We start from the raw sequence: 11,183 nt of genomic DNA, 5'->3' as shown, positions 1-11,183 counted from the left end.
TGGCTGCATGATGACGCAGACAGCCGAACAGTCCAATAGTTTGTCTCCGCCCGCACCCGGTGCGGGGATGGATCGAAAGGTCGAAAAGAAGCGCGCGCCGTGGTGGCGCGACAGGCGTTTCCTGATCGCGATCGCCCTCGTGGCGATTGCGATAATCGGGTGGCGCGCGATCCCCGCAAGCGGCTCGACCGATGTCGACGCCGACGAGGTCCAGACCGCCCGGGTCGAGCGCGCGGCCTTCGACGACTATCTGCCCGTGCGCGCCAGCGTTGTTCCGGCCACCACCACGCTGGTCGGTGTTATGAGCGGCGGGCAGGTGGAGGAACTGTTCGTGCAGGACGGCGCGCTGGTCACGAAGGGCCAGCCGCTTGCCCGGCTTGCCAATCCCGATCTCGAACTCACCGTGCTCAGTCAGGAAGCCCAGATCGCCAGTCAGCTGGGCGGCGTGGCGGGCGAAAATCTCGGCATCCAGCGTTCGAAGGTCGATCGCGCCGGGCAGGTCGCCGCCGCCGAATACGACCTGATCCGCGCGCGCCGCGATCTCGATATCCGCCGCCAGCTGCACGAGAAGGGCTTTGTCTCCGATGCGGGGGTGAAGAGCTATCAGGAAGAGGTCGATTACCAGACCCAGCGCCTCGCCCAGCTGCGACAGGGCCGCGCCGCCGAAGCCGGGATAACCGCCACGCAGGGCCGCATGCTGGATGCCACCCGCGCGCGGCTGCAGAACAATCTCGCCGCCGTGCGCGGGAGCCTCGATGCGCTGACCATCCGCGCGCCCATGGCGGGCCGCCTGACCAATTTCGACCTCCAGCCGGGCCAGACGCTGGCGCCAGGAGACCCCGCCGGACAGGTCGACAGCGAAGGCGCGTGGAAGCTGGAGGCGGAGGTGGACGAATATTATCTCGGCCGGGTCGAGCTTGGCCAGAAGGCGACCACCTCCGGCGGCGCGATGCTGACCGTATCCAAGGTCCTGCCGACCGTCGCCGATGGCCGTTTCCGCGTCGAACTGACCTTCGAGACCATGCCGGAACAAGATCTCAACCGCGGGCAGACGCTCGACGTGCGGATTACGCTCGGCGCCGCAACGCCTGCGCTGATCGCGCCGGTCGGCGCGTGGCTGAACGAGGGCGGCTCCTCGGTCTTCGTGATCGATCCCGATGGCAAGCATGCCCGCCGGGTGAGCGTGGAAATCGGCCGCCGCAATCCGCGCCAGGTCGAGATCCTGTCGGGCCTCGAACCCGGACAGCGCATCGTCACCAGCAACCTCGCCCGGGTGAAGGGCGACACCATCAATCTTCGCTAAGCAGAGGACATTCTTCCGTGATCAAGCTCGAGAATATCGAACGTCGCTACGTATCGGACGAGGTCGAGACGACCGCCCTCGTCGATGTGAACCTCGAGGTCGCAGAGGGTGAATTCCTCGCCATCATGGGCCCGTCGGGCTGCGGCAAATCGACCCTGCTCAACACGCTGGGCACGATCGACCGGCCGACTTCAGGCCACTACTGGTTCGGCGACACCGATCTCGCCGCGATGGACGAGAAGGCGCTGGCGAAGTTCCGCGGCGCGCAGCTCGGCTTCGTGTTCCAGAGCTTCAACCTGATCGACGAACTGACGATAGAGGAGAACGTTGCGCTGGGCCTCGCCTATCGCAAGGATGTGTCCGGCAACAAGGGCGAGCGGGTCGCCGCGGCGATGGACACGGTCGGCATCGCCCACCGCGGGCGCCACTTCCCGCACCAGCTTTCGGGCGGCCAGCAGCAGCGCGCCGCGATTGCCCGCGCGATCGTCGGCCAGCCGAAGCTGATCCTGGCGGACGAACCGACGGGCAATCTCGACACTGCCAATGGCGAGCAGGTGATGAACATCCTCACCGCGCTCAACGATGACGGCGCGACCATCGTGATGGTCACCCACTCCCCCAGCCACGCCGACATGGCGAAGCGCCGGATCGACATGCTCGACGGTCGCATCGTCGCCAGCGCCATGCGCGCGATCTGAGGAGGCCGCCCCCATGAACCGCTTCGCGCTGCTCTCGCTCTATCGCTCGCTCACCCGGCACAAGCTCTACGCCGCGCTCAATATCGGCGGGCTGGCCATCGGCATCGCCGTGTTCATCGTGCTCGGCCTCTATGTCCGGTTCGAGACCAGTTACGATCGCTGGGTGCCGGACCATGAGAATCTCTACATGGTCCAGGGTGACTGGAACCTGCCCGGCAGCCCGTTTGATGGCATGACCCCGCAGACTCCGACGGCCCTGCTCGAGATACTCCGGGAGACCGACCCCGACCTCGAAGGTACCAAGATCATGCCCGCCTATGGCACCGTGATCCAGGGCGGGGTTGGAACCGCAGAGGATATCGCCCCGGTCGATCCCGGCTTTCTGGATTTCTTCCGGCTCGAGCTGGCAAGCGGCTCGCGCGACGCGCTCAAGTCGCCGCAAAACGCGGTGCTGACCCAGAGCGCAGCCGAACGCTACTTCCCCTCGGGCGATGCGATCGGACAGACCATCACGATTTCTCGCGACGATGGGCCGACGAACTACACCGTCGGTGCGATCCTGCGCGATCTTCCCGAAAACACCCACCTCGATTTCACGATGCTGGTCCCGTTCGAACAACCGACCACGCCGGAGGACATCGCCGAGCAGCGCAATCTCGGCGCGCTCAGCGCGTACACCTATGTCCGCCTCGATACGCCAGCCGAGAGGCGGGCGTTCCTCGACGCAATGCCCGCCATCATCGAGCAAAACGGCGCGGATCTGGGCACCGATCCGCAGGATATCCTGTCCTACATCGTCGAACCGATCGCGGATTTCCATCTGGGTATCTCCGACACGCTGCCGCAGACGGTCGCGACCCTCGGCATCGTCGGGCTCGTCACACTGCTCATTGCGCTCACCAATTACGTCAATCTGGCCACTGCGCGTTCGGGTCTGCGGGCGCGCGAGGTCGCGATGCGCAAGGTGCTGGGTGCCGATCGCGGCAAGGTGATGCGCCAGTTCATGGGCGAAGCTATCCTGACGGTGGCGATCGCCGCGCTGCTCGGCCTGATCCTCGCAGAGCTGGGTCTGCCCTTCGTCAACGCGGCGGGCGGGCTGTCGCTCGACATTCCCTATGCGCTGGTCGTGCCCGCACTGGTCGTGCTGTCGATCGTCGCGGGCGTGCTGGCGGGCTTCTATCCGGCGATGGTCGTGTCGCGCTTCCAGCCTGCGGCCGTGCTCGCCTCTTCCCGCTCGCCGGGCGGCGGCAAGGGCGGTGCCAGGGTGCGCGAAGCCCTCGTCGTGTTCCAGTTCGGCCTGTCGATCGCTTTCATGATCGGCACCGCCGTGATGATGGCCCAGACCAGCTATGTCCGGAACGCCGATCTCGGCTTCGAGCGCGAAGGCCTGCTGGTGATGAGCACCTTCAACGACTCCGGGCTCGACTCCGCTGCGCGGGGCACCCTGATGGCGCGCTTTCGCGAGATTCCGCAGGTCACCTCGGTTACTTCCGCAACCATGGCGGTGGGCGGCAGCGGCAGCAATACCGGCGAGAACGTCCAGCTGCCCGGCGTGCCCGGACCCGGCCCGAGCGTCCGCAAGATCGATGTGGGGGAGAAGTTCTTCGAAACCTACGGCATCGAGACACTGGCTGGACGCGTTTTCAGCCCTGAATTCGGCCGCGATGATGCGACCGAGACGGAAGATGAAGGCAACTTCAACATCGTCATCAACCGCAACGCCGTGCCCGTAATGGGCTTCGATTCGCCCGAAGACGCGATCGGCAAGGTCGTCGGCGGGGGACGGCCGCGCACGATCGTCGGTGTGGTCGACAATGTCCGCTATACCTCCGCCCGCGCCGAAATCGGGCCGACCTTCTACGTCTACAAGAGCGAATTGCCCGACTTCGCCATCGCCACGCTGAAATTCACCGGCGATCCGCGCCCGGTTAAGGAGGCGGTGCGCGCGGCGTGGCAGGAAAGCGCAGGCCCGCTCCCACTCGGCATGGAAACGTCCGACGAACGGCTCGAAATGTTCTACCAGGATGACGAGCGCACCGCGCGTCTGTTCGCCATCGGGGCAGGGCTGGCGGTGCTGATCGGCGTGGTCGGCCTGTGGGGGCTCGCCTCCTTCAACACCGCGCGGCGCACGAAGGAAATCGGCATCCGCAAGTCGCTCGGCGCGTCGGCCAGCGACATCGTGAAGCTGCTGGTCGGCCAGTTCCTGCGTCCGGTCATCATCGCCAACCTGATCGCCTGGCCGCTGGCATACTACGCGATGCGCACATGGCTGGCCGGGTTCGATGACCGGATCGCCCTGTCGCCGGTGTTCTTCATCGGCGCGAGCGTGATCGCGATCCTCGTCGCGGTGCTGACCGTGCTCGGTCAGTCGCTCCGCGCGAGCCGGACCGCTCCGGCATGGGCCCTGCGCCATGACTAGGCGCGCGCGGATCGGGGCCGCGCTGATGGCCGGGGCGGTGCTGCTGCCCAGCGGCACGGCGCAGGCCGAGACGCTGCGCGAGGCGATCGCGATGGCCTATGCCACCAACCCGACGCTGGCCGAAGCGCGCGCTCGCCAGGAAGCGCTGGAGGAACGGCCCGAGCAGGCCCGTGCCCAGGGGCGTCCCACGCTCTCGGCCAGTGCCAATGGCGGGTACGACGATCTGGGCTACGGAAACGCCGGTAGCGCCGATCTGCGCGCCGCAATGCCGATCTGGACCGGCGGGCGAGTCTCCTCATCGGTCCGCGCCGCGTCGCACGATGTCGCGGCGGGCGAACAGGGCCTGCGCGACAGCGAGGCGGCGATGCTCGAACGGGTGGTCGCGGCCTATGCGGACCTGCTGTTCGCGCAGGAGGCGGTCGAGGTGGCGCGGATCGGTATCGGGCGGCTCGATCGCCAGGTGGACGAGGCGCAATTCCGTTTCGACACGGGCGAGGCAACGCGCACGGATGTGGCACAACTCGAAGCGCAGAGATCGAGCGTCGTGGCCAACCTCGCGGATGCCGAAGCGGCACTGGCGAGCGCGCGGGCGGGGTACCGCGCGGTGGTGGGGGAAGAGCCGGAAGAGCTTGCGGCCGATGTCCCGCCGCCGGCGCTTTTGCCCGCCGATCTCCCCTCCGCCCGGTCCTCCGCCGAAGAGGCCAATCCGCGCCTGCTCGAACGGCTCCGCATCGCCGACGCCTCCGAAGCAAGGATCGACCGTGCTCGCGCCGAAGGAGCGCCGAGCGTCGACCTTGCCGGGGCCTATGGCCGCGGCCTGCGCGAGAGCGGCGGCGACTTTCGCGGCTACGATAGCGCGGCGAGCGTGGGCGTAACCCTGCGCATTCCGTTGCTTACCGGCGGGCTGGTGGCGGCGCAGGTCCGCGAAGCCGAAGCGTCCGCGCGCGCGGACGATTATGCCGTGCTGGCCGAAGCGCGCGAAACGATCCGCTCGGTCGATACGGCATGGGCTGCGCTCGAGGCCGCCGAACGCCGCGAACAGGCGAGTCGAACCGGCCTTGCCGCCGCGCAGCTCGCGCTCGACGGGGTGCGCGCCGAGTACGAATTCGGCCTGCGCTCGACGATCGATATCCTGCTGGCCGAACAGAGCTACCGCAGTGCTCAGCTCGCGCTGGCGCGCGCGCGCAGCGATGTGCTGATCGCGCAGGCGGCGCTGCTCCGGGCTACCGGAAATCTCGATCGCCGCGCATATCTGGGAGATTCCCGCCCCTTCGCCGACGCGCGCGACAGCGTAAACACGAGCGACCCCAGCGTCGGGGGGTGATGGGGTTGCAGTTTCAGACCTTCGGCGATTGAACGGGATCGCCCGAAAGCGATCGCGGCACCAGCTCGCCGGAGGTTCTTGCGATTTGCGCTTTTTGTCGGTTTGCGCTGTCCCGACGATGGTTTCGGCATGCCAAGCCGCAGCACGTATCGTCACCGAGCTTGAGCAAACGCTACAATTGGGCCACGGACATGAGGAATGGCCAAGCAACCCATTGCTCACCTGTTCCGGCTGGACCGGGATTCGAGCAGCTCGCTGCAGGCCCAGTTGCGGGCGCGCATCGTAGAAACGATTGATTCCGGTGTTTTGCCGTCAGGACTGAAGCTTCCATCGTCGCGAAAGCTGGCCGGTGAACTCGGCATCGCCCGGAATACGGTGTCGCTGGCCTACCAGGATCTCATTGCTTCGGGCCATCTGATCTCGCGCGAGCGAAGCGGGGTGTATGTCGCGCATGGCGGTCACACAGCGAAAGTTCCCGCTGTCGCCGGACCAAAATCGCGGCGTGTGCAATCGGCCATAATGCGCAAGGCCCCCGATCGCGTGGTCCCCAACGAAGGATTGCGCTACCCGGCGGACTGGCGTCAGCTTCCCTATCCTTTCATCGAAGGGCTCTACGATCGCACTCTTTTCCCGATCGCCGAATGGCGCGAGGCGAGCCGGATGGCGCTGGCTGTCAACGAGGTAGAAAGCTGGTCGACCGATACCGGCGAGGCCGACGATGAATTGCTGGTCGAGCAGTTCCGGCAGAAGATCCTCACCCGGCGGGGGATTGCGGCGGCCGCCGACGAAATCCTCGTCACCGTGGGCGAGCAGCAGGCGCTTCATCTGATTTTCGAACTGCTGTGCGGCGCGCAAAGCACGGTCGGTCTGGAAGACCCGGGCGAACCCGATATCCGCTCGCTGGTCCACGAGCGTGGAGCGACGGTCAGGTACTTCCCGGTCGGCGATACCGGGGTCGAGATTGCGAGCGGGCTTGAGGGAATCGACCTGTTCTACGTCTCTCCCAGCCGCCAGCGACCCACCGGGGTGACGATGCCCGACAGCGAGCGTGCCGCGCTGCTGGCCGAGGCGCACCGGCACGACACGCTGATCGTCGAAGATGATTTCGAATGCGAACTCGGCTTCCTCGCCGATGCGCCACCCTCGCTCAAAAGTGGTGATCGCGACGAGCGCGTGGTCTATGTCGCGTCGCTGTCCAAGGTGCTGTCGCCCGGGTTGCGGCTGGGGTTTCTTGTCGGACCGGCCGATTTCATCCGCGCCGCACGCAGGCTGCGCAACCTGACCACGCGCAAACCCTCGCCGATCACGCAGCGCACGGCGGGCATCTTCCTGTCGCTGGGCCATTACGACGCCATGCTGCGCAACCATTTCGGGATTTACGAGCGGCGTCTGATCGCGCTGCGCGATGCGCTCAACCATTACCGTCCGCTGTCGATTGCGATTCCGCCCGTCACCGGCGGCACGTCCTACTGGGTGCGCGGCCCCGAGAATCTCGATGCGGAGAAACTCCGGGTCGCGGCGCAGAATTCCGGCGTGCTGATCGAACCGGCGACCCCCTATTTCGCGGACGGGCAGGGGCGCTCGAACATGTTCAGGCTCGGCGTCACCAGCCTTGACGAAAGCCGGATCCGGCCCGGAATCGAAGCTTTGTCGCGCGAGATGCTCAAACTGATGAACGCGCCTGCAGATGCAGGATCGCCACAGCGCCCCGCAGAGGATAGTTTCGCCTCGCTCCCCGGGGCCCAATTGCAACGGCTCTTCTCCGACCAGCGGCTCAACTATCAGACCGTCTACGGCGAACCGTGCATCATAGAACTCTTCGCCGATGGCAGCATGCGTGGCCGGGCGGGCTATGCGCAGGAAGATCGCGACGAGGGCCGCTGGTGGATCGAAGGGGACCACTGGTGCCGCCAGTGGAACGAATGGGCCTATGGCGAGACGGGGCGTTTCCTCGTCGCGCGCGAAGGCAACCGCATTCTCTGGCTCGACGATGACGGGCGCAGGATCGACGAGGCGCTGATTGCCCCCTCCCGGGACTGAGCGATCTGGCCCCAAAAAACCGACCGAACTGGCTCTAATAACTTTGCCGCAACTGCGAGAACCTCTCTCCTCAGAGGGGGAATTGATGGCGAAGCTAGGTATTGCTGCAATCCAGGTCGACGCCGAAGCGACCGACAATGTCGATCTGATCGAACGCGAGACGCGCGCGGTGACGCGCCGGTTCCCGTGGGTCGATCTGGTCGTGTTCGGCGAACTGGCTGCCTATGGCGCGTCTCCCAAGCATGCCGAGCCCGAAGGCGGAGCGTTCGAGCGGCGCATGGCGGCGCTGGCGCGCGAAACCGGCGCCTATCTGATCCCGGGCTCGTTCTACCAGGAACGCGAAGGACGCATCTTCAACGTCTCCCCGGTGTTCGACCCGCAGGGCGAGATCATCGCCCGGCACGACAAGTTCTTCCCCTTCCTTCCCTACGAGAAGGACGTTGCCTGCGGGCAGGATTACTGCGTGTTCGAAATTCCCGGCATCGGCCGCGTGGGTCTCGCGATCTGTTACGACATGTGGTTCCCGGAAGCGATGCGCACGCTCGCCGCGATGGGCGCGGAGGTCATCGTCCTTCCCACGATGACCAACACGGTCGACCGCGACGTGGAACTGGCGATTGCCCGCGCCAACGCCGCCACCAACCAGTGCTTTTTCATCGATGTGAATTGCGCAGGCGCGCTCGGCAACGGGCGTTCGGCCTATTTCGGGCCGGGCGGAGAGCCGATCTACGAGAGTGGCGAGGGGCGCGACGTCGTGGCCCTTCGGCTCGATCTGAAGCAGGTGCGCGATGCGCGCGAGGAAGGCTGGCAGGGCTTGGGCCAGGTCATGAAGAGCTTCCGCGACACGCCGCTGCGCTACCCCCTGCACGAGAATGCCGAAGCACGCGCGAAGGCGATGTCGGATCTGGGTCCGCTGGCCGTTCCGCAAAGTGACGCGGGTGCCGAGGGGGCGCCCGAAACCGAAGCGAAAATCTTCAAAGTCCACCAAGAACAATAAAGGGGTCTCGACCATGATTCACAGAACAAAGACGCGCATGATGACCTTCGGCGGCCTGCTGCTCGCATCGACCGCGCTGGTCGCTCCGCTGCACGCGCAGGACGCAACCGAGGCGGACGAAACCGCTCAGGAAGATAACGAGCGGCCCATCATCACGGTTACGGCGACCCGCCGGCAGGAACGCGTGATCGACGTGCCCTACAACATCACCTCGGTCAGCGGAGACGATATCGAGGCGGCGCAGACGTTCGACACCAACGAGCTGCTGCGCTCGATCCCGGGCGTGGCCGTGGTCGATCGCGGCTTCCGGAATGCGGGCACGGTGAACCAGATCCGCATTCGCGGCCTCAACGTCGACAGCAATGCGCTGGGCGACTACGCAACCTCTTCGGTTGCGACCGTTTCCACCTACGTCAACGAGACCCCGGTATTCGCCAACTTCATGCTGCGCGATATCGAACGGGTCGAGGTGCTGCGCGGGCCGCAGGGCACCCTGTACGGCTCCGGTTCGCTGGGCGGTACGGTGCGCTTCATCACCCGCGATCCGGTACTCGGCGAATTCGGCGGCTATGCCAGCGCATCGCTTTCGCATGTCGATGCGTCGGATAGTATCGGCTATTCGGTCGACGGGGTGCTCAACGTGCCGCTGGGCGATACGCTGGCTGTCCGGGTGGTCGGCTCCTACGCCGATTATCCCGGCATCACCGATTACGTGAACGTGTACGAACTCGATGCTCAGGGCCTTCCGGCAGCACCCAACGGCGTGCTCGACCCGGCAGCTTCCTACCGCGAGGTCGAGGATGCGGATACCGCAGAACAATGGATGGTCCGCGCGACCATGCTGTTCGAACCGAGCGCGACCTTCGACGCGAAACTGCTCTACGCGCACCAGAAAGACGATATCGGCGGCCGCCGCGCGCAGACCGTTGGTGTGGACGGTTTCGGCAACGCGTACGACGACAACGAGATCGGTTCGATCCAGCTCGAACCCTCCGATCGCGAAGTCGATCTCATCGCGCTTGAAGCCAATATCGACATGGGCTTCGCCACGCTGACCTCTTCGACGTCGTATTACGATACGCAGGGCAGCAGCACGAGCGAGAACACCGGGTTCTATGCGCAGGCCGGCTTCCTCGGCTTCTACTACAACTACCCGCGTCCTGCCGCGTCGGCCGTGCGAACCTACGAGGATTCGGCATTCGTCCAGGAGCTCCGCCTCGTTTCCAACGGGAACGAAACGATCGATTACGTGATCGGTGGCTTCTACCGCGACCAGAGCATCCTCTCCACGCAGAGCAGCTATCTGCGCGGATTCAAGCGCTGGTGGGATGCGGCATTCCCCGGCGCGGCTGCCGCCGTGACGGGCGATCAGGATTTCGCCTACCGCCGCGACGAGGATTTCGAGGAAGTCTCGGTCTTCGGCGAAGTGACCTGGCACGCGACCGAGACGTTCGACCTGACCGTGGGTGCGCGCTATTTCGACAACCAGTCGAACAACGACACCTTCATCGATCTTCCGCTCTATGCATCGGTCGCCAACCCGACGACCGCGAATTTCGAAGTCGGCGAGGACGATGTGCTGTTCAAGGGCAACCTCTCGTGGAAGTTCGCTCCCGACCAGCTGGCCTATGTGACCGTATCGGAAGGCTATCGCCGGGGCGGCTCGAACGCGGTCCCGCTGACGGGCACCTTTGCCGAAGATCCCGCGTGGCAGATCTATACCGCAGACAGCGTGGTGAACTACGAAGCGGGGGTTAAGGGCCGCGCGGGCGATGTGACCTACGACGCAAGCGTGTTCTATGTCGACTGGAGCGATCCGCAGCTCAACACGGCGACCACCAACTGGGGCTTCTTCGCGGTGCGCAACGGGGAATCCGCGCGTACCTACGGGCTGGAGCTGGCGGTCGATGGCTATCTTTCGGACAGTCTGCGCTACCAGCTGGGCTATGCCTACGTGAATGCCGAGCTGACCGGCGACGTGCTGGCACCCAATGGGGCGGTGCTGGGCCAGGATGGCGACCGTCTGCCGGGCACGCCCGAGCACATGATCAACTGGGCCTTCAGCTACGATACGCCGATCAGCGACAACTGGTCGCTGTTCCTGCGCACCGATGGCAACTACCAGTCCGAAACGCGCAATGCGATCGGCACCAGCCAGACGTTCAACGTGCCGCTTGAAGGCTTCGCGCTGTTCAATGCCACGGCGAGCGTATCCAACGGGCCGCTCACCATCGCCGCCTGGGTCAAGAACATCTTCAACGAGGAAGGTGTGAGCGGCGTCTTTACGGAGGCCTACATGGGCACCGCACCGACACTCGGGTACTTCGGCAACGGGAGCAAGGAGTTCATCTCGCTTCCACGCACCGTGGGCCTGACTGCAACCGTGTCGTTCTAGCGGTCGG

The 11,183-nt window shown here is 65.4% G+C and carries 7 protein-coding genes and 1 pseudogene; all 8 read left to right on the top strand.

Going from position 1 to position 11,183, the window contains the following annotated elements:
• Positions 1-7: 7 nt before the first annotated feature.
• The 8 genes and pseudogenes from ADAD_RS0114085 (at position 8) to ADAD_RS0114055 (ending at position 11,176) form a co-directional block, all read left to right on the top strand.
• Positions 8-1,303 carry an efflux RND transporter periplasmic adaptor subunit gene (locus ADAD_RS0114085; RefSeq protein ID WP_237700838.1) on the top strand — a complete coding sequence of 432 codons (1,296 nt, stop codon included), beginning with the start codon at positions 8-10 and terminating at the stop codon, positions 1,301-1,303.
• 17 nt (positions 1,304-1,320) lie between these two features.
• Entirely contained in the window at positions 1,321-2,001 is a 681-nt protein-coding gene (locus ADAD_RS0114080; RefSeq protein ID WP_010415085.1) for an ABC transporter ATP-binding protein, read from the top strand.
• A gap of 13 nt (positions 2,002-2,014) precedes the next feature.
• Complete coding sequence (locus ADAD_RS0114075; RefSeq protein WP_010415083.1) at positions 2,015-4,420, top strand: ABC transporter permease; 2,406 nt, start codon at positions 2,015-2,017, stop codon at positions 4,418-4,420.
• Complete coding sequence (locus ADAD_RS0114070) at positions 4,413-5,744, top strand: TolC family outer membrane protein (RefSeq protein WP_010415081.1); 1,332 nt, start codon at positions 4,413-4,415, stop codon at positions 5,742-5,744. The genes ADAD_RS0114075 and ADAD_RS0114070 overlap by 8 nt, the downstream gene beginning before the upstream one ends.
• A gap of 198 nt (positions 5,745-5,942) precedes the next feature.
• Positions 5,943-6,179 (top strand): annotated as a pseudogene (locus ADAD_RS17365) (GntR family transcriptional regulator); the annotation flags it as partial.
• A gap of 84 nt (positions 6,180-6,263) precedes the next feature.
• Complete coding sequence (locus ADAD_RS0114065; protein WP_237700837.1) at positions 6,264-7,784, top strand: aminotransferase-like domain-containing protein; 1,521 nt, start codon at positions 6,264-6,266, stop codon at positions 7,782-7,784.
• Between the two features lie 85 nt (positions 7,785-7,869).
• On the top strand, positions 7,870-8,781 hold the full coding sequence (locus tag ADAD_RS0114060; RefSeq protein ID WP_010415076.1) for a carbon-nitrogen hydrolase family protein: 912 nt from the start codon (positions 7,870-7,872) through the stop codon (positions 8,779-8,781).
• Positions 8,782-8,794: 13 nt separating this feature from the next.
• Positions 8,795-11,176, top strand: a complete 2,382-nt coding sequence (locus ADAD_RS0114055) for a TonB-dependent receptor (RefSeq protein ID WP_202796499.1) — start codon at positions 8,795-8,797, stop codon at positions 11,174-11,176.
• Positions 11,177-11,183 lie beyond the last annotated feature (7 nt).

It is taken from the genome of Citromicrobium sp. JLT1363, from assembly GCF_000186705.1.
Classification (GTDB): Bacteria; Pseudomonadota; Alphaproteobacteria; order Sphingomonadales; family Sphingomonadaceae; genus Alteriqipengyuania.
The sequence above is the reverse complement of the archived record's forward strand: the minus strand, read 5'-3'. Positions and strand labels throughout refer to the sequence as shown.